Below are 17,798 nucleotides of genomic sequence, written 5' to 3'. Positions count from 1 at the left end.
CAGTTCCTGATCGAGGTCGTATCGGCGATGGTGAGGCCGGAGCCCGCCAGTGGCGAGCGGAACATAGACCATGATCGCCGGTTGGCCAAACCGGCGACGGTGACGACCATTGAAGTTGTCCCATTCGACTGAGCTCGGCGGGGGAGCCGTGCCAGACAAGGTGGACGGAGCCGCAGGTCCCTGGGAGAAGGGAAAGGTCCCGTCGCCTGCCGTCCTGATGACGTGGCGTCCTTCGCTGAAACGCAGCGATGCCTGTGCCTGCGTGGAAGGGTTCCACGCCTTCAAGGAGAGTGAGTAGTCCTGTCTGATCCGATCAAGAAGCTCCCGCCGAATGCGAAGGGGAAGGTCCGGTATCGGTTTGTGGTCGATGTAGGGAGCGATCCCGCTACCGGGAAGCGCAGGCAGTTGACCCGTACCTTCGGCACGCTGAGGGAGGCGAAGGTCGAGTATGCCCGCATCACGAACCGTCGCTACGAGGGGACGCTCCTCGAGCCCAACAAGATCACGGTGAACGAACGGCTCGACCAGTGGCTCGCGAAGAAGGCGGAAGACCTGGAAGAGAGCACTGTCTACAGCTACACGATGACCCTGGGTCGTGTCCGGGGGAAGCTTGGGCACATCCGGCTACAGGATCTGACCGAGGACCACGTTGAAGCGTGGATGAGGTGGGCGCTTCGGGAGGGCCGCGGTGCCAAGACGGGGGTGGGTCTGGGGGTGACCTCAGCGGAGATGTCCCTGGCGCGGCTGAAGGATGCGCTGAACCGGGCAGTAGCCCGGCGCCTGATCGCCGCGAACGTTGCCCAGGAGGTCACGATCCCTCGGAAAGCACGCAAGGCGGAGCGCAGCGCCAGGGCAGTGGTGCAGCCCTGGAACGTCGAGGAGGTTCATGCCTTCGTGCGCGCGGTGAAGGACGATCGCCCCTACGGCCCTTTCCTTCTTTCCCTGATGGGTCTGCGGCCGGCGGAGATCTGTGGCATGCGCTGGGCCGATGTGGACCTGGACAAGGCCACCCTGGCTGTCGCCAACACGCGAACACTGATGGGGAGCAGGACCGTGGTGGAGAAGGACACGAAGTCTCTCGCCGCTGAGCGGCAGCTTCCCCTGCCAGATCTGGCCAGGGAGGCGCTGACGTGTTTCAGGACCATGCAGGTGGCCGAGAAGCCGGCCGCGGGGGAGAGGTATGAGGACAGTGGGTACGTGCTCGTGGACGAACTCGGCAGGGTACTCAACGGGCGGCAGTTGCGTGAGCGGGTGTACAAGGTCATGGACGAGCACGGGCTGCGGCGGGTCCGCATGTACGACGCCCGCGCGAGTTGCTTCACGTACCTCGCGAACAACGGGGTGCCGGATCACCTCCTGGCCCGCTGGGCCGGGCACACCAACGTCAAGACCACGAAGCGTTGGTATGTGAAGCCGGATGTGGAGGATCTTCGTCAGGCAGCGGACACGTGGGGAGGTCTCGCGAGCGACCCCGCCCCCGCTCACGAAGAGAGTGTGAGATGTGGGAGCGTGAGCGGGTGAGTGAGAAGAACGTCGAAACCTTGCAATACCGCTTTGACGGGCCAGAACAGGCTCCGGTCCTGGTCTTGGGATGCTCCCTCGGTGCTACATGGCACATGTGGGACCGGCAGGTTCCCGAGCTGACGAAGCAGTGGCGTGTGTTCCGGTTCGATCTGCCGGGACACGGAGGCGCCCCCGCCCACCCCGCGGGCTCGGTCGCCGAACTCACCGCGCGGCTGCTCGTCACCCTCGAGGGCCTCGGCGTGCAGCGCTTCGGCTACGCCGGCTGCGCGCTCGGCGGCGCCGTCGGGATCGAGCTGGCCCTGCGCCATCCCGAGCGGGTCGCGTCGCTCGCGCTGATCGCCGCCTCGCCCCGCTTCGGTACGGCGGACGAGTTCCGCCGGCGCGGGGTGGTCGTACGGACGAACGGGCTCGACCCCATCGCCCGTTCCTCGCCGGAGCGCTGGTTCACCGGCGGGTTCGCCGCCGCCCAGCCCGCGATCACCGAGTGGGCCGTGCAGATGGTGCGCACCACCGACCCCGGCTGCTACATCGCCGCCTGCGAGGCGCTCGCCTCGTTCGACGTGCGGGCCGGACTCGGCAGCGTCGGCGTGCCCACCCTGGTGCTGGTCGGCTCCGAGGACCAGGTCACCGGCCCCGCCGAGGCCCGTACGCTGGTCGCCGGGATCCCGGACGCCCGGCTCGCCGTCGTGCCCGGCGCCTCCCACCTGGTGCCGGTGGAGCAGCCGGCCGCCGTCACCGATCTGCTGGTGCGGCACTTCTCCACCGCCTGGCAGCCCGCCTTCGAGCCCGTCACCGGGCAGACCGCCCTGCCCGCGGCGGTGGTGAATCCGGTGCCGGCCGCCGCCCCGCCGCAGCTCGCGCCCGTCGCCGAGATCGCCCCGCCCGTCGTACCGCAGCAGCCGCAGGGCAGGCCCGACGCGTACGACACCGGCATCAAGGTCCGCCGGGAGGTGCTGGGCGACGCGCACGTCGACCGGATCCTGGCCGAGGCCGACGCGTTCTCGGGCGACTTCCAGGAGCTCGTCACCCGCTACGCCTGGGGTGAGGTCTGGGACCGGCCAGGACTCGACCGGCGCACCCGCAGCTGCGTCACCCTCACCGCCCTCGTCGCCGGCGGCCACCTGGAGGAGCTCGCCTTCCACACCCGGGCCGCCCTGCGCAACGGGCTCACCCCGGACGAGATCAAGGAGGTGCTGCTCCAGGCGGCCGTCTACTGCGGCATCCCGGCGGCGAACAGCGCGTTCCGGGTGGCCCGGCAGGTCGTCCACGAGGAGACCACGCCCCAGGAGTGAGAGCCCCAGGGGTGCTCCGCGCGGCCGTGAACGGGACGGGGGCAGGATGGAATCATGAAGCTCATCAAGAAGTCGCACTCCTGCGTCCGCCTGGAGAAGGACGGACGCGTCCTCGTCCTCGACCCCGGGATGTTCAGCGAGGAGGACGCGGCCCTCGGCGCCGACGCCGTCCTGGTCACGCACGAGCACCCCGACCACTTCGACGAGGGCCGGCTGCGGGCCGCCCTGGAGGCGAACCCGGGCGCCGAGGTCTGGACCCTGAAGTCGGTCGCGGAACAGCTCTCGGCGGCCTTCCCGGGCCGCGTGCACACCGTCGGCCACGGCGACACCTTCACCGCCGCCGGTTTCGACGTACAGGTCCACGGCGAGCTGCACGCGGTGATCCACCCGGACATCCCGCGCGTCACCAACGTCGGCTACCTCGTCGACGGCGGGAAGCTCTTCCACCCGGGTGACGCGCTCACCGTCCCCGACCGGCCGGTCGAGACGCTGATGCTGCCGGTCATGGCCCCCTGGAACAAGATCTCCGAAGTCATCGACTACGTCCGCGAGGTGAGGCCGCGGCGCGCCTACGACATCCACGACGCCCTCCTCACCGACCTCGCCCGGCCGATCTACGACCGTCAGATCGGCGCGCTCGGCGGCTCGGAACACCTGCGGCTCGCGCCGGGAGGCTCCGCCGAGCTGTGACCCGGCGGGCGGCGGGCGCGCGTTGTCACAGGTGCCGGGTAGGTTGTGGAACATGCGCATCGCGACCTGGAACGTGAACTCGATCACCGCCCGCCTGCCGAGGCTCCTGGCCTGGCTGGAGAGCAGCGGCACGGACGTGCTGTGCCTCCAGGAGGCCAAGGTCGCCGAGGAGAGGTTCCCGGTGGAGGAGGTGCGCGAGCTGGGCTACGAGTCGGCGGTGAACGCCACCGGCCGGTGGAACGGCGTGGCGGTGCTCTCCCGCGTCGGCCTGACGGACGTCGTCAAGGGCCTGCCGGGCGACCCCGGCTACGACGGCTCCGTCGAGCCCCGCGCCGTCTCCGCGACCTGCGGCCCGGTCCGCGTCTGGTCGGTGTACGTGCCCAACGGGCGCGAGGTGGACCACCCCCACTACGCGTACAAGCTCCAGTGGTTCGAGGCGCTGAAGGCCGCCGTGGCCGGCGACGCGGCGGGCGACCGCCCGTTCGCCGTCCTGGGCGACTACAACGTGGCACCGACCGACGACGACGTCTACGACCGGGCCGACTTCGAGGGCTCCACCCACGTCACCCCCGCCGAGCGCGCCGCCCTCGCCTCCCTGCGCGAGGCCGGCCTCTCCGACGTCGTCCCGCGCCCCCTCAAGTACGAGCACCCGTTCACGTACTGGGACTACCGCCAGCTCGCCTTCCCCAAGAACCGGGGCATGCGCATCGACCTGGTGTACGGCAACGAGCCCTTCGCGAAGGCGGTCACGGACTCCTACGTCGACCGCGAGGAGCGCAAGGGCAAGGGCGCCTCGGACCACGCGCCGGTCGTGGTGGACCTCGACGTGTAGCGGGGCGCCGCCGGCCGTCGTCCGACCCGCGCGCCTGTGGTGCGAGACACGGTACGAATGACAGGCTGGAGGTATGAACATCCCTTTCCTGGGCAGCCGGCGCCGGAGGGCGGGGGTTCCCGATCCCGAGGGCATCGCGGAACTCCTCGCCGAGTGCGAGCTATTACGCTCCCAGGCCGACCGGGCGGGTGTCCGACTCGACGACTCCCCGGCCTCGTTGGAGGCGCTGGACCAACTGGTGCCGCGCTGGCGGGACGACGAGGAGACCTCGAACTGGCTGGGCAACGACGCGGGGCTGTACCTCGGCACCGTCATCGTGCGCACCGTGCCGGGGGCCGCCTGGGAGATCCGCGCCGACGGGCAGCCGGTCGTACGGATCGCCTCCGGACGGGAGTTCGACGTCGTGGACGCCGGACACGAGTGGGCGGCCGACGGCGTGCCCGAGCTGTCCCAGCTGTACGCGGAGGTCGCGGAGGCGTGAGGCCCCGACCCGCAGATCGGTGCAAAACGGGCAAACCGGAGTAAATACGGCTAATGGCCGAAGAGTGCGTGTCGCGCCTTCCCGGTGATCTTGCCCGGATACGTTGCGGCGACCACCGCACGGCTGAGGACGAGGAGGGACGGGTGTGGCCGTCGATCCGCTGATCGAGCTGCGTGACGTCAACAAGTACTTCGGGGACCTCCACGTCCTCCAGGGCATCGGGCTCACCGTGGACAGGGGAGAGGTGGTCGTCGTCATCGGCCCGTCGGGGTCGGGGAAGTCGACGCTGTGCCGGGCGATCAACCGGCTGGAGACCGTCCGGTCCGGCACGATCCTGCCCGACGGACGGCCGCTCCCGCACGAGGGCAAGGCGCTGGCGCGGCTGCGCGCCGATGTCGGCATGGTCTTCCAGTCGTTCAACCTCTTCGCGCACGAGACCGTGCTGCAGAACGTCTCGCTGGGCCAGGTGAAGGTCCGCGGACGCGAGAAGGAGGACGCCGACCGGCGCTCACGCGCCCTCCTCGACCGGGTCGGTGTCGCCGGCCAGGCGGACGAGTACCCGGCGCAGCTCTCGGGCGGTCAGCAGCTGGGGGTACCTCCCAGGCCATCAAGGCACTGGGGGAGCGTGGCGATCGCGCGGGCGCCGGCCATGGAGCCCAAGGTGATGCTGTTCGACGAGCCGACCTCCGCCCTGGACCCGGAGATGATCAACGAGGTCCTGGAGGTCATGCGGCAACTGGCCGGTGAGGGCATGCCCATGATCGTGGTCACGCACGAGACGGGCTTCGCCCGCTCGGCCGCCAACCGCGTGGTCTTCATGGCCGACGGCCGGATCGTGGAGGACCGTACGCCCGACGGGTTCTTCGGCGATCCGCGCAGCGACCGGGCCAAGGACTTCCTCTCCAAGATCCTCAAGCACTGAACGGGGTGACGCCCGTAGACCCCTCCGTCCGGACCTCGACTAGGATGGTCCCTTCATCCCGGTGGGGGAGGGGACTCCGCGCCAGGAGCGGGGACACCGCCACCGGGAGGGGCCCACCGCCCCGCGTCCAACGGGGCGGCGGATCACATCGGCCGGACCCGTCCGGCGGCAGCCGGAGATCACTGCTCGCGCGGCGGGCGCGACCCCGACGGGTCGCACGCCGACGAGGAGAAGGTCAGCTGCGCGCCGGACGGGTGGTGCTGGACGGGGTCAGTCCGCCCGGTGACCGGTGCGCGGCGCGGCAGCCGGCAGCGCGGTCTGCGCGACCCTGGTCACGTCCGCGACCAGTTCGACCACATCGGGGCCGTACGCCTGCGAGTTGATCACCTTCAGCAGCAGGACGAACGAGTTCGAGCCGTGCTTGCGGGCCAGCCGCTCGTGGTTGCGGGCGAGATAGCGGGTCGCGGCCTGGTTGGTGATCGCGCGCTGACCGCAGAACAGGAAAACCGGCCGCGTCTCGCGCCGTTCACCCGCGGTCAGCCGCGCCAGCAGGACGTACTCGGTGATGCCCGGGTCCATGCGGTAGCGCTCGGAGCCGATCTGGAAGGCGCCCCGGTCCGGGCCCGGCTCCGGGTCGACGTTGACCCGCACCCCCGGCAGCATGGCCGCCATGTGGGCCACCATCCGCCGGTTCGACCCCGGCCCGCCCACACAGAACTCGGTCCGCTCGCCGAAGCCCTGGTGGGCCGCGTCCTGGGTGACCATCTGGACATGCGCCCCGCAGTCCTTGATCAGCGCGGAGAGCTCAAGGAGCGCGAACACGTCGAAGCGGTGTACCGCCGGTTCCGCCGTCGCCGGATCGCGGTTGACGACGAGCAGGCACTCGGAGTTCTCCGGCAGGCCGAAGAACGTCTGCTTGCGCCGGAGCTTCCGCCTCCACAGGTAGGTACGGGCTATCCAGCCCAGCGCGGCGCTGATGCCGGCGGCCACCACGCTCAGAACGATGTTGCGCACGTCGTCACTCATGGGCGCGCATGCTAGCGGTCCCACGCAAACCCGTGTTCGAGACGCAGGCCGCAAGGCCCACCGGACGACGGGACGGCACACCCCTTCGGCATCCCTGACGGGAGCCCGGTGACGAACTAGGCTGCGCGGACAGCCGTTTACCGGAGGTGCGGATGCGTCGTCCTGTCGCACGGAATCTCGCAGTCCTGGCGGTCGGTGCCGCCGTGCTGTCGGTGGGGGCGGCCCCGCCGCCGACCCAGCACGCGACACCCTCCCGGCACACCCCCAAGGTCCCGGTGGCCGTCGGCCACGGCGGCGCGGTCTCCAGCGTCGACGCCGACGCCTCCGCCGCCGGGATCGAGATCCTGAGGAAGGGCGGCAACGCCGTCGACGCGGCCGTCGCCACGGCCGCGGCGCTCGGCGTCACCGAGCCCTACTCGGCCGGTGTCGGCGGAGGCGGCTACTTCGTCTACTACGACGCCCGCTCGCGCACCGTGCACACCCTCGACGGCCGTGAGACGGCCCCGCTGACCGCCGACTCCGGACTGTTCCTGGAGAACGGCGAGCCGATCCCGTTCGCCGAAGCGGTCAGCAGCGGACTCGGGGTCGGCACCCCCGGCACGCCCGCCACCTGGCAGCGGGCGCTCGACAAGTGGGGCCAGCGGGGCCTGGGGACGGTCCTGAAGCCCGCCGAACGCCTCGCCCGCGACGGCTTCACCGTGGACGGGACCTTCCGCGCGCAGACCGCCGCCAACGAGACCCGCTTCCGCCACTTCCCCGACACGGCCGAACTGTTCCTCCCGGACGGCGAACTCCCGGTCGTCGGCTCCACCTTCAGGAACCCCGATCTGGCCCGCACCTACAAGGAGCTGCGCCGCGAGGGCGTCGACGCCCTGTACCGGGGCGACATCGGCCGGGACATCGTGAAGACGGTCAACAAGCCGCCCGTGGACCCCGGTTCCGGCTGGAACGCCCGGCCCGGCGAGCTGTCCGAACGCGATCTCGCCGCCTACCGCGCCAAGTTCCAGCCGCCCACCAAGACCTCGTACCGCGGCCTGGACGTCTACTCCATCGCGCCCTCCTCCTCCGGCGGCACCACCGTCGGCGAGGCGCTCAACATCCTGGAGCGCACCGGCCTCTCCGGGGCGAGCGACGCCCAGTACCTGCACCGCTTCATCGAGGCGAGCCGCATCGCGTTCGCCGACCGGGGGCGCTGGGTCGGCGACCCCGCCTTCGAGGACGTACCGACGGAGGAACTGCTCTCCCAGCGGTTCGCCGACTCCCGCGAGTGCCTCATCAGGGACGACGCCGTCCTCACCAGCCCCCTCGCCCCCGGCGACCCCCGAGACCCGGAGCCCTGCGCGAGCGGCGGCGAGGCCGCCCCGACGACGTACGAGGGCGAGAACACCACGCACCTCACCACCGCCGACCGGTGGGGCAACGTCGTCGCCTACACCCTCACCATCGAGCAGACCGGCGGCAGCGGCATCACCGTGCCCGGCCGCGGATTCCTGCTCAACAACGAGCTGACGGACTTCTCCTTCGCCCCGGCGGACCCCGCCGTGCACGACCCGAACCTGCCGGGCCCCGGCAAGCGGCCCCGGTCGTCCATCTCACCGACGATCGTGCTCGACCGGCACGACCGGCCGGTGGTGGCGCTCGGCTCGCCCGGCGGCTCCACCATCATCACCACCGTGCTGGGGACCCTCACCGGGTTCCTCGACCGCGGGCTGCCCCTGGTCGACGCGATCGCCGCGCCGCGCGCCAGCCAGCGCAACACGGCGCTGACGGACCTCGAACCCGGCCTGTACGACAGTGAGGTCAGGCAGCGCCTGGAGGCCATCGGGCACTCCTTCCGGGAGAACCCGGAGATCGGCGCGGCCACGGCCGTACAGCGGCTGCCGGACGGCACGTGGCTCGCGGCGGCGGAGAAGGTCCGCCGGGGCGGCGGCTCGGCGATGGTGGTCCGTCCGACGCGCTAGACACACGGCGGGGCGCCCCCGTCCGGGGGCGCCCCTTCCGCTCGCTCACAGCTCGGGTGCCGGTGTCTCCTGCGTACGGAACACCAGGCGCCCGTCCTCCGCGTCCACCGTCACCCGGCCGCCCTCCCGGACCCGGCCGTCCAGCAGCAGCCGGGAGAGCTGGTTGTCGACCTCCCGCTGGATGGTGCGGCGCAGCGGCCGGGCACCGTACTCGGGCTGGTAGCCGCGCTCGGCCAGCCAGTCCACGGCCGCGTCGGTGAAGTCGACCGAGACGTCCTGCCCCTTGAGCCCGCGCCGGGTGCCCTCAAGGAGCAGGTCGGTGATCCGCCGCAGCTCCTCCGCGGTCAGCTGGCGGAACACCACGATCTCGTCGATCCGGTTGAGGAACTCGGGCCGGAAGTGCTCCCGCAGCGGCCGCAGGATCTGCTCGCGCCGCGCCTCCTCGTCCGCGTCCGCGCCGCCGGACGCGAAACCCAGGGTCGCGCCGCGCCGGGTGATCGCCTCGGAACCGAGATTGCTGGTCATCACGATCACGGTGTTGGTGAAGTCCACCGTCCGGCCCTGCGAGTCGGTCAGCCGGCCGTCGTCGAGGACCTGGAGCAGGATGTTGAAGACGTCCGGATGGGCCTTCTCCACCTCGTCGAGCAGCAGCAGCGAGTACGGGTGCCGGCGCACCACCTCGGTGAGCTGACCGGCCTCCTCGTGCCCCACGTAGCCGGGCGGGGCGCCCACCAGCCGGCTGACCGTGTGCCGCTCCTGGTACTCGCTCATGTCGAGGCGCACCATCCGGTCCTCGCTGCCGAACAGCGCCTCGGCGAGCGCCCGCGCCAGCTCCGTCTTGCCGACGCCCGTCGGGCCGAGGAACAGGAAGCTGCCGATCGGCCGGTCGGGGCTGGCGAGCCCCGCGCGGGAGCGCAGTACCGCGTCCGAGACGACGCGCACCGCCTCCTCCTGGCCGACGACCCGCTGGTGCAGGTGCTGCTCCAGACCGAGCAGCCGGTCCTTCTCCTCCTCGGTGAGGCGGCTGACCGGGATGCCCGTCTGCCGGGCCACCACCTCGGCGATCGCCTCGGCGTCCACCCACAGGCCCTGCCCCTCGTCGACCTCGCCGTCGCCGCCGGCGTCCGTGATCCGCTGCTTCAGCTCCACGATGCGGTCCCGCAACTGCGTGGCCTGCTCGTACTGCTCGTCGGCGACCGCCTGGTCCTTGTCGCAGGTCAGCTGCTCGACCTCGCGCTCCATGGCCCGTACGTCCGTGCCCTTGGTCCGGGCCCGCAGCCGCACCCGCGCGCCGGCCTGGTCGATCAGGTCGATGGCCTTGTCCGGCAGGCGGCGGTCGCTCAGATAGCGGTCGGACAGCTCCACGGCCGCGAGCAGGGCCTCGTCGGTGTAGCGGACCTGGTGGTGGGCCTCGTACCGGTCCCGCAGGCCGCGCAGGATCTCGATCGCGTCCGCGGGCGTCGGCTCGGGCACCATGATCGGCTGGAAGCGGCGGGCCAGCGCCGCGTCCTTCTCGATCCGGCGGTACTCCTCCAGGGTGGTCGCGCCCACGACGTGCAGCTCGCCGCGGGCGAGGGCCGGCTTGAGGATGTTGCCCGCGTCCATCGAGCCGCCCTCGCCCCCGCCCCCGGCGCCGACGACGGTGTGCAGCTCGTCGATGAAGATGACCAGCCGGTCGGAGTGGGACCGGATCTCCTCGACGATGTTGTTCATCCGCTCCTCGAAGTCGCCCCGGTAGCGGGTACCGGCGACGACCCCCGTCAGGTCCAGGGCGACCACGCGCCGCCCGAGGAGCACGTCGGGCACGTCCCCCTCGGCGATCCGCTGGGCCAGCCCCTCCACCACGGCGGTCTTGCCGACGCCCGCGTCACCGATCAGCACCGGGTTGTTCTTGCCGCGCCGGGAGAGCACCTCGACGGTCTGCTCGATCTCGTCGTCGCGTCCGATCACCGGGTCGATACGGCCCTCGCGGGCCATCGCGGTGAGGTCACGGCCGTACTTGTCGAGGGTCGGCGTACCGGTCGCGGGGCGGGGCCGTTCGGCGCGGGGCTGTGGGGCCTCGGGGGCCTCGGGCGGGCCGGAGGGGGCGAAGCGGGCCGCGTTGAGGATGTGCCCCGCGGCCGAGTCGGGGTTGGCGGCGAGGGCGGTGAGCACGTGCTCCGGGCCGATGTAGCCGGCGCCGGACGCCCTGGCCATCTCGTGCGCGTCCAGCAGGGCCCGCTTGACGGCGGGGGTGAGGGACAGCGAGGTCGGCGGCGGGACCTCGCCCGGACCGTGCTGTACGGGGCCGGAGCGGTCGTCGATCTGGGACGCCAGGGAGTCGGGGTCCGCGCCGGACCGGCTGAGCAGGCTCCGGGTCGGCTCGGCGGAGAGGGCGGCGCGCAGGAGGTGCTGGGTGTCCAGGTCACGGCTGCCGTGTTCGGCGGCGTACTGGGCGGCGCCGCGGACCAGTTCGCGGGCGGGTTGGCTGAGGAGTCGGCCGATGTCGATCTGGCGGGGGCGTGGCCCGCCGAAGAAGCGGGAGAGGAATTCCGCGAAGGGGTCGCCCTCCGGGCCGACGAAACCACTCGTCATCGTCATCCGTTCCTTCGCTGGGTCGACGTGCCGGGGCCGGGTAACCCGGTGGGGGCTCGCTCATGCCCACGATGACACGATCCGTATCCGCGGGCATGTTCAGTAGGACGACGGGGCGCGGCGCGCGGCCCGGTCGCCGCCCGGCCGCAGCATCTGGCTCGCGGCCAGCTCCCGGTAGAGGGGACTCGCGGCCAGCAGCTCCTCGTGCCGCCCCTGGCCGGCCGTGCGGCCCCGGTGCAGGACGACGATGTGGTCGGCGTGCCGCACGGTGGACAGGCGGTGGGCGACGACCAGCAGGGCGCACTCCCGGGCCACGTCCTTCATCACCGTGGTCAGCGCCGCTTCGTTGATCGCGTCCAGGTGCGAGGTGGGCTCGTCGAGCAGCAGCAGCGAGGGACGGGCGAGCAGGGCACGGGCCAGTGCCACGCGTTGGCGTTCGCCGCCGGAGAGGGTGCTCCCGCGCTCGCCGACGACGGCGTCCAGGCCGCCGGGCAGCCGGTCGACGACCTCTTCGAGCCTGGCCAGTTCCACCACCCGCCTCAGCTCCGCCTCCGGGGCGTCGGGCACGGCGTAGGCGATGTTCTCCCGCAGGGTGCCGTGGACGACGTGGGTGTTCTGGTCCACGACGGCGATACGGCGCCGGCACGCGTCGCGGCCCAGTTCGGCGGCCGGCCGGCCGTCGAAGAGCACGGCGCCCGAGTCCGGCTCGTAGAAGCCCGCGACCAGTGCGAAGACCGTGCTCTTCCCGGCGCCCGAGGGGCCCACCAGGGCGACCTGGCGGCGCGCGGCGACGGCGAAGGACACACCGCGCAGCACGGGCCGGTGCGGTTCGTAGCCGAAGTGGACGTCGTCCAGGGCGAGCGCGGGCCGCTCGCCGTCGCGCTCCGCCCCGGCGCGGGGCCGGGCGGCGTGGCGGACCGGCGTGGCGGCCGGCCCGGTGTGCTCGACGGGGAGGCGCATCACCTGCTCGACCCGCCGGTGGGCGCCCATGCCGCGCTGGACCAGACCCACCGCGTGGAACACGGAGGACAGCGGCAGGACGAGGTACGAGGCGTACAGCAGGAAGGCGACGAGATCGCCCAGGGAACCGGACCGCCCGCCCACGCGCAGGCCGCCGACGACGAGGACGAGGAGGAAGGAGCCCTGGACGGCGAGTTCGACGGCGGGGCTCATCACGGAGGCGAGCTTCGCGGTGCGCACGCCCGCGTCGTGGGCCTCCCGCACCCGGGCCCCCACACGGGCCGACTCCCGTGCCTCGGCGCGGTGCACCCGGACCATGGGCAGGGCGCCCAGCGCCCGCTCCAGGTCGGCGGCGATGGCGCCGACCGCGTGCTGCATGCGCTCCGAGGCACACCGGATCGCCTTGAGCAGCGAGGTGACGACACCGGCCGCGACGGCCACGGTCAGGGCGACGAGGAGCAGCAGCAGCGGGTCGAGCCACGCCATCAGGACGAGCGCCCCGGCGGCGACGATGCTCCCGGTCACCAGATCGGCCAGGGCCTGGGAGACGACCTCGCGCAGCAGGGTGGTGTCGGCGGTGACGCGGGAGACGAGGTCGCCGCCGCGGTGGCGGTCGTACTCGCGCATCTCCAGCCGGAGCAGCCGGTCGACCAGGCCGAGCCGGAGCTGTCGTACGACGCCCTCGCCCATGCGCTCCAGGAGGAAGCGGCCCACCGAGCCGGTGACGGCCTCGGCGGCGAACAGCGCGCCGAGCAGCGCCAGCAGCGGCCAGACGACCCGCCCGTGGCCGCTCGCGTCCACGGCCTGCCGGGCGACGAGCGGCTGGGCCAGCCCGAGGGCGGAGCCCGCGAGGGTCAGCAGGACGGCCACGCCGATGGCCCGCCGGTGCCCCGCGGTGAGGCGGTAGAGCGTACGGAGCGCGGCCCGGGTGGACCGGTCCTCACCCGAGGACCCCGGGGGGCCGGCGGGTTCGTCCCGCTGCCCGGCGTCCCGGTCCGGAACACCGGCCGGCGCCCCGGCACACGGTGGGCTTCCGGCGGTTTGGCCGGGGGCCGCCGGTTCGGGGTGCGTCGGACCGGGGGGTGCGGGGTCCTCGGTCGTCGGACCGGTGGGCGTCGGGCGTGCCGGTGCCGGATCGCCGGGGGCCGGGGGCCGGTGGTCGGTCATCGCGACGGTGGGCGGGAGGACGGCTCCACGGAGACCAGCCGGGCGAAGTAGCCGTCGGGCACGCCTTCGCCGACCGGATGCCCCTCGGCCTCGATCCAGGCGTGGGCGGTGAAGGGCGGCACGACACGGACCCCGGCGCACCAGGTCGGCCACGTCCCGCGCAGCCGGCACAGCAGCGCGGCGCCCAGGGAACGCGGCAGGCACCCCTTCGGCCCGGTGCAGCGCAGGCTCACGGCGCACAGGGCGTCGCGCGCGCCTTGCGCCTGGACGGCGGTGGCGGGTGCCGCGCCGCACCGCAGCACACGCAGCACGGCGCGGATGCGGCGCGGCGGCAGCAGGGCGAGGGCGGTGGCGGGCGCCAGGACCAGCCGGGCGGCCAGCCGCTGTCCGAACGGCACACCGGTGGGGCGTTCCAGCGCGCTGGGTGTCGTCATGAGGCCAGCCCCGCCTCGCGCAGATCACCGACGAGCGCCTGGACGTCCCGCAGGGCCTGCGCCGTGTCGATGTCGAACTCGCGGACCAGGGCGGCGGCCGCGTCGGCGACCTCGCCGCCGTCCAGCAGCGCCCGCACCACCAGCGTGGCGGTGGGATTCAACTCCCAGTATCTTCCGGCCCGTTCGTCCAGGAGCACGGTGCCGTAGTCGGTCTCGGCCGTGGAGACGTGTGCGTCGAAACGCAGGGGCATGGCATCACCTTTCTGCGCCGCGGACGGGGCCTCGCGGCACGTGCGGCAGGCGGGAATCGTCGGACAGGTCCTACGGGACACGGGTGCCGGTGCGGGCAGAGGAGCCGCCGCGGCTGCGGGAGCGCCCGCGCAGCCACACCTCGGCGGCGATCGTCGAGTAGAGGACGGCGTCGGACAGTCCGGGGGAGGCCGGCCGCCGGGCGAGACGGCGCAGCTCGGCGCCGTCCACCAGACCGAGTCGCTCCAGGCGGGAGTCCTCCCACAGCGCCAGCAGGTCGGCACGGTTCTCGCGCAGTCCGTTGGAGGCGTCCATGGAGGCCGCGGCCTTGTTCGTCCTGCGCAGGCACGGCTCGGGAACCACCCCGCTCATCGCGGTGGTCAGCACCGGCTTGTACCGGAAGGGCGTGACCCGTTCGGCCGGGCGCACGGCGAGGAACGCCTCGATGACCCGGTCGTCGAAGAAGGGCGAGGCCATGGGCAGGCCGGCGCGGGCCGCCATGTGGTCCCACTGCCTGATGACACGCGTGGTGGAGCGGATCTGCTCCAGATCCGCGTGCATGCCCCGGTCGGGGTGCAGCGGAGTCGCCGTCGCGACGGCGTCGAGCAGCGCCCGCCGCACCAGCCCCTCGGCGTCCGCGGTCACCCAGCCGAGCAGGCGGGGAGCCATGCCCCAGCCGAGTCCCGTGCCGACGGAGGACGGCGCGGCCGGTTCGCGCAGCCGGCCGGCGGTGTCGGCGAGCCACTTCCCGTACGGTCGTGTGTCGGCCAGGGCGCGGACCGTGCCGCCGAGCGGCCACTGCCACAGGGCCCGGAACCCGCGCAGCTGCCGCAGCGCGTGCAGCGGGCGGGTGCGCAGCAGCCGGTGGTAGTACGCCTCGGAGCACCAGGCCACGTGGTCGCCGCCGATACCGGTCAGGTGGACGCGGCTGCCGCGCGCGGCCAGCCCCGGCAGGTGGTGCAGGGCCCGGGAGCGGTCCATCACGCCGATGGTGGGTTCGTCCAGCACGTCGTCGATGCCCAGCAGGTCGTCGTAGACCAGCGGCGAGGCGTCCGCGTCCCAGACCACGTGCTCGACGTCCGGGAGATGGCGGGCCGCCCGCTCGGCCCAGTACAGGTCGGTGTCCGCCGGGTCGCGTCCCGGCCATGTGGAGGCCACCACGCGGGCGGGGGAGCGGTCGGCGAGGAAGCAGACGGAGGTGGAGTCCAGCCCGCCGGACAGGTCGCAGCTGACCACGCCACCCTGCCGGGTCCGCGCGTCGACGGCGTCCTGGAGCGCCGCGCGGATCGGGCCGGCCGCCTCCACCAGCGGCACGACCGGTTCGGGTGGCGTCCACCACCGCGTGTGCCGTGCGCCGCGCCCGTCCGCCGCGACCACCACCGCGTCCTGCGGGGGTACGGCGGTGACCGCGGGCCACAGGGACGTCTCGTACAGCGGATACGGGGCGGGCCACAGCAGCCGGACGGCCAGTTCCGCGGGATCGGGGTCGAGCCCGAGGGCGTCGGCGAGCAGGTCGGCCCGGGTGGCGACGACCCGGGCGCCGGCGATCTCCGCGTGGAAGACCAGCCGGAGGCCGGAGGCGGTGCCCTGGACCCGGATCCTTCCGTCGAGGGCGGCGATCAGGTGGAAGCTGCCCGGCAGGGAGCGGGCCAGCGCGTCGATCTCGGCGAGGTCGCGCAACCGGGCCGCCCTGCGCCGTAGCTCGTCCGCCGTCACGGGGCAGCAGCCGATGACCGCGAGGGCGGCGTCACCGGCGCGCACGGTGACGGCCTCGTCGTCGCGCCAGTGGCCGACCAGCCAGGGCCGGCCCGAGGGATGGCTCACGGTCCGGCAGCCGGACCGGGCGAAGGAGCGGGCCGCGGCGGCCGCCTCCTCGCGGTCGGTGAAGACCGCGAGGTGCGCGTCGCCGGGGCCCGTCCCCGCACTCGCGTGCAGTGGTGTCATGACGTCGGGTCGGTGCCGTCCGTCAGTTCTTGCTCAGGATCAGCCGGTCGTTGCCGTGCTTGCCCAGGAGCCCGGTCTCCTTGCGGAACGTACCGAGACGGACGAGGGTCGGCGCTTCGTATGCCTTCTTCATGACTCTCCTCGCGTGCTGGTTGCTCGGCCCGCTCCCCTCGTCGACGTGCCCGTGACTCATCGGGAGTCCAGGGCGAGGAGCGGCGCGGCACCCAGCTAGCGGCAGAACTGCCGGGCAGGGCAAGAAGACCCAAGAAAATATGACTGTGTGCAAAATGCCTGGCGATTCCGCTTGCGGGTCGGCCCGGCTCCGTCCTTTCAGGTGCGGTAGGGGTGTGCGGATCACTCCGGTGTCCACGCGAAGAAACGTTTCCACCTTGCCTTCCGCGCCGCACCACCCGCCCGGTGCGCCGGTCCGGGCGGGTGTGTGGAAGGGGAGCCGCCGGGGCGCGTTCACCAGCCTCGGCGTGCACCGCCCTACTCCGTTTCGTGTGGGTGAGGGGAGCGTTCTCACGCGGCTCGGCGGGCGGTGAGGATGCGGGGGCCCGTCTCCGTGATCGCCACCGTGTGTTCCACGTGGGCGGCGCGGGAGCCGTCGTCGGTGCGGAGGGTCCAGCCGTCCGGGGCGGCGTGGTACGTGTCGGTGCCGCCCGCGATCAGCATGGGCTCGATCGCGAACACCATGCCGTGCCGCAGGGGCATGCCCCTCCCCGGCCGGCCCTCGTTCGGCACGCCCGGGTCCTCGTGCATGCGGCGGCCGATGCCGTGGCCGCCGAAGTCCTCCATGATGCCGTACCCCCCGGCGCGGCACACCGTGCCGATCGCGTGCGCGATGTCGCCGATGCGGTTGCCGACGACGGCCGCCTCGATGCCCGCCGCGAGCGCCCGCTCGGCGGTCCCGATCAGTGTCACGTCGGCCGGGCGCGGGGTGCCCACGGTGAAGCTGATCGCCGAGTCCCCGGCCCAGCCGCCCAGCTGGGCGCCGCAGTCGATCGAGACGAGGTCCCCGTCGCGCAGCCGGTAGCCGTCCGGGATGCCGTGCACGATCGCGTCGTTGACGGACGCGCAGATCACGGCCGGGAAGGGGGTCGGCGCGAAGGAGGGCCGGTAGCCCAGGAAGGGCGAGGTCGCGCCCGCCGCGCGCAGCACGTCCCGCGCCACCTGGTCCAGCTCCAGCAGGGAGACGCCCACGTCGGCGGCGTTCCGTACGGCCGTCAGCGCGTGCGCGACGACCTGGCCCGCCTCGTACATGGCATCGATCGATGTGTCGGTCTTCAGCTCCACCATGCCAATTACTATACCGGTATTAGAATGGGTGCCATGGTGCGCACCCCCTTGACCCCCGAAGAGCGCGAACGCGGCGAGCGGCTCGGCCGGCTGCTGCGCGAGGCACGCGGCGGCCGCAGCATGGCCGAGATCGCGGCGGACGCCGGCATCTCCGCGGAGACCCTCCGCAAGATCGAGACGGGGCGCGCCCCGACCCCGGCCTTCTTCACGGTGGCCGCGCTGGCCGGCGCGCTCGGTCTGTCGATGGACGACCTGGTGGGGCGGTGCGCGCCTACGGCGCCGGAGGCTCCGGTCGCCGCCTGAGTCCGGCGGGCTCACCCACAGGAGTGCTGAAACACGATCGACCCAGCGGGTTCACGACGATGGTCTTGGCAAGGCCGCCCGAGAGGCTTACGTTCGTCCCTCTACGGCCGTTTCTACGGGCGTAGAGGCTCTGACGTCGC

General features: G+C 72.7%; 16 protein-coding genes. 8 read left to right on the top strand and 8 right to left on the bottom strand.

Annotation, left to right across the window (positions count from 1 at the left end):
- Window positions 1–360 precede the first annotated feature (360 nt).
- From ACIA6T_RS17870 to ACIA6T_RS17845, 6 genes are all read left to right on the top strand, one after another.
- The gene (locus ACIA6T_RS17870; RefSeq protein WP_399447410.1) at window positions 361–1,521 is read left to right on the top strand and encodes a tyrosine-type recombinase/integrase; all 1,161 of its coding nucleotides are present in this window, start codon (window positions 361–363) and stop codon (window positions 1,519–1,521) included.
- Entirely contained in the window at window positions 1,500–2,816 is a 1,317-nt protein-coding gene (gene pcaC, locus ACIA6T_RS17865) for a 4-carboxymuconolactone decarboxylase (RefSeq protein ID WP_399447409.1), read from the top strand. Before ACIA6T_RS17870 ends, pcaC begins: the two co-directional genes overlap by 22 nt.
- Before the next feature lie 54 nt (window positions 2,817–2,870).
- Window positions 2,871–3,506, top strand: coding sequence for an MBL fold metallo-hydrolase (locus tag ACIA6T_RS17860; RefSeq protein ID WP_399447408.1), 636 nt, complete (start codon window positions 2,871–2,873; stop codon window positions 3,504–3,506).
- Window positions 3,507–3,558: 52 nt separating this feature from the next.
- Window positions 3,559–4,338, top strand: a complete 780-nt coding sequence (locus ACIA6T_RS17855) for an exodeoxyribonuclease III (RefSeq protein WP_399447407.1) — start codon at window positions 3,559–3,561, stop codon at window positions 4,336–4,338.
- 73 nt (window positions 4,339–4,411) lie between these two features.
- A complete protein-coding gene (locus ACIA6T_RS17850; RefSeq protein ID WP_399447406.1) occupies window positions 4,412–4,819 on the top strand; it encodes a DUF6278 family protein in 408 nt (135 codons plus the stop codon).
- A gap of 145 nt (window positions 4,820–4,964) precedes the next feature.
- Window positions 4,965–5,741: an amino acid ABC transporter ATP-binding protein gene (locus tag ACIA6T_RS17845; protein WP_399447405.1), complete on the top strand. Its 777-nt coding sequence runs from the start codon at window positions 4,965–4,967 to the stop codon at window positions 5,739–5,741.
- 270 nt (window positions 5,742–6,011) lie between these two features.
- Here ACIA6T_RS17845 and ACIA6T_RS17840 read toward each other — a convergent pair whose 3' ends face one another.
- The gene (locus tag ACIA6T_RS17840) at window positions 6,012–6,767 is read right to left on the bottom strand and encodes a hypothetical protein (RefSeq protein ID WP_399447404.1); all 756 of its coding nucleotides are present in this window, start codon (window positions 6,765–6,767) and stop codon (window positions 6,012–6,014) included.
- Between the two features lie 152 nt (window positions 6,768–6,919).
- Here ACIA6T_RS17840 and ggt point away from each other — a divergent pair, with 152 nt between their 5' ends.
- Complete coding sequence (gene ggt / locus ACIA6T_RS17835) at window positions 6,920–8,728, top strand: gamma-glutamyltransferase (protein ID WP_399447403.1); 1,809 nt, start codon at window positions 6,920–6,922, stop codon at window positions 8,726–8,728.
- 45 nt (window positions 8,729–8,773) lie between these two features.
- On the opposite strand, the gene ACIA6T_RS17830 is transcribed toward ggt, so the two are convergent.
- The 7 genes from ACIA6T_RS17830 to map all read right to left on the bottom strand — a co-directional run bounded on the left by ACIA6T_RS17830 (window position 8,774) and on the right by map (window position 17,355).
- Complete coding sequence (locus ACIA6T_RS17830) at window positions 8,774–11,302, bottom strand: ATP-dependent Clp protease ATP-binding subunit (RefSeq protein WP_399447486.1); 2,529 nt, start codon at window positions 11,300–11,302, stop codon at window positions 8,774–8,776.
- A gap of 99 nt (window positions 11,303–11,401) precedes the next feature.
- A complete protein-coding gene (locus ACIA6T_RS17825) occupies window positions 11,402–13,132 on the bottom strand; it encodes an ABC transporter ATP-binding protein (protein WP_399447402.1) in 1,731 nt (576 codons plus the stop codon).
- A gap of 293 nt (window positions 13,133–13,425) precedes the next feature.
- Window positions 13,426–13,863, bottom strand: a complete 438-nt coding sequence (locus ACIA6T_RS17820) for a lasso peptide biosynthesis B2 protein (RefSeq protein WP_399447401.1) — start codon at window positions 13,861–13,863, stop codon at window positions 13,426–13,428.
- The gene (locus ACIA6T_RS17815; RefSeq protein ID WP_352380475.1) at window positions 13,860–14,114 is read right to left on the bottom strand and encodes a lasso peptide biosynthesis PqqD family chaperone; all 255 of its coding nucleotides are present in this window, start codon (window positions 14,112–14,114) and stop codon (window positions 13,860–13,862) included. The genes ACIA6T_RS17820 and ACIA6T_RS17815 overlap by 4 nt, the downstream gene beginning before the upstream one ends.
- Before the next feature lie 70 nt (window positions 14,115–14,184).
- Entirely contained in the window at window positions 14,185–16,056 is a 1,872-nt protein-coding gene (locus ACIA6T_RS17810) for a lasso peptide isopeptide bond-forming cyclase (RefSeq protein WP_399447400.1), read from the bottom strand.
- A gap of 22 nt (window positions 16,057–16,078) precedes the next feature.
- Window positions 16,079–16,189 (bottom strand): keywimysin-related RiPP, encoded by a 111-nt coding sequence (locus ACIA6T_RS17805; RefSeq protein ID WP_106409850.1) that lies wholly within the window; start codon window positions 16,187–16,189, stop codon window positions 16,079–16,081.
- Window positions 16,190–16,578: 389 nt separating this feature from the next.
- Window positions 16,579–17,355 (bottom strand): type I methionyl aminopeptidase, encoded by a 777-nt coding sequence (map, locus tag ACIA6T_RS17800; RefSeq protein WP_399447399.1) that lies wholly within the window; start codon window positions 17,353–17,355, stop codon window positions 16,579–16,581.
- 33 nt (window positions 17,356–17,388) lie between these two features.
- Between map and ACIA6T_RS17795 the strand changes: the two genes are divergently transcribed.
- The gene (locus ACIA6T_RS17795) at window positions 17,389–17,658 is read left to right on the top strand and encodes a helix-turn-helix domain-containing protein (RefSeq protein WP_399447398.1); all 270 of its coding nucleotides are present in this window, start codon (window positions 17,389–17,391) and stop codon (window positions 17,656–17,658) included.
- Window positions 17,659–17,798 lie beyond the last annotated feature (140 nt).

This window comes from Streptomyces sp. NPDC051740, assembly GCF_044453165.1.
In the GTDB taxonomy this organism is placed as follows: domain Bacteria; phylum Actinomycetota; class Actinomycetes; order Streptomycetales; family Streptomycetaceae; genus Streptomyces; species Streptomyces atrovirens.
This window is presented reverse-complemented; position numbering and strand designations above follow the sequence as displayed.

What these genes read in the sequence shown, in the direction of transcription:
- ACIA6T_RS17840 (WP_399447404.1), bottom strand. Translation starts at nt 6,767, where the DNA reads ATGAGTGACGACGTGCGCAACATCGTTCTGAGCGTGGTGGCCGCCGGC.
- ACIA6T_RS17860 (WP_399447408.1), top strand. Translation starts at nt 2,871, where the DNA reads ATGAAGCTCATCAAGAAGTCGCACTCCTGCGTCCGCCTGGAGAAGGAC.
- ACIA6T_RS17815 (WP_352380475.1), bottom strand. Translation starts at nt 14,114, where the DNA reads ATGCCCCTGCGTTTCGACGCACACGTCTCCACGGCCGAGACCGACTAC.
- ACIA6T_RS17820 (WP_399447401.1), bottom strand. Translation starts at nt 13,863, where the DNA reads ATGACGACACCCAGCGCGCTGGAACGCCCCACCGGTGTGCCGTTCGGA.
- ACIA6T_RS17795 (WP_399447398.1), top strand. Translation starts at nt 17,389, where the DNA reads ATGGTGCGCACCCCCTTGACCCCCGAAGAGCGCGAACGCGGCGAGCGG.
- ggt (WP_399447403.1), top strand. Translation starts at nt 6,920, where the DNA reads ATGCGTCGTCCTGTCGCACGGAATCTCGCAGTCCTGGCGGTCGGTGCC.
- pcaC (WP_399447409.1), top strand. Translation starts at nt 1,500, where the DNA reads ATGTGGGAGCGTGAGCGGGTGAGTGAGAAGAACGTCGAAACCTTGCAA.
- ACIA6T_RS17850 (WP_399447406.1), top strand. Translation starts at nt 4,412, where the DNA reads ATGAACATCCCTTTCCTGGGCAGCCGGCGCCGGAGGGCGGGGGTTCCC.
- ACIA6T_RS17810 (WP_399447400.1), bottom strand. Translation starts at nt 16,056, where the DNA reads ATGACACCACTGCACGCGAGTGCGGGGACGGGCCCCGGCGACGCGCAC.
- ACIA6T_RS17805 (WP_106409850.1), bottom strand. Translation starts at nt 16,189, where the DNA reads ATGAAGAAGGCATACGAAGCGCCGACCCTCGTCCGTCTCGGTACGTTC.
- map (WP_399447399.1), bottom strand. Translation starts at nt 17,355, where the DNA reads ATGGTGGAGCTGAAGACCGACACATCGATCGATGCCATGTACGAGGCG.
- ACIA6T_RS17855 (WP_399447407.1), top strand. Translation starts at nt 3,559, where the DNA reads ATGCGCATCGCGACCTGGAACGTGAACTCGATCACCGCCCGCCTGCCG.
- ACIA6T_RS17830 (WP_399447486.1), bottom strand. Translation starts at nt 11,302, where the DNA reads ATGACGAGTGGTTTCGTCGGCCCGGAGGGCGACCCCTTCGCGGAATTC.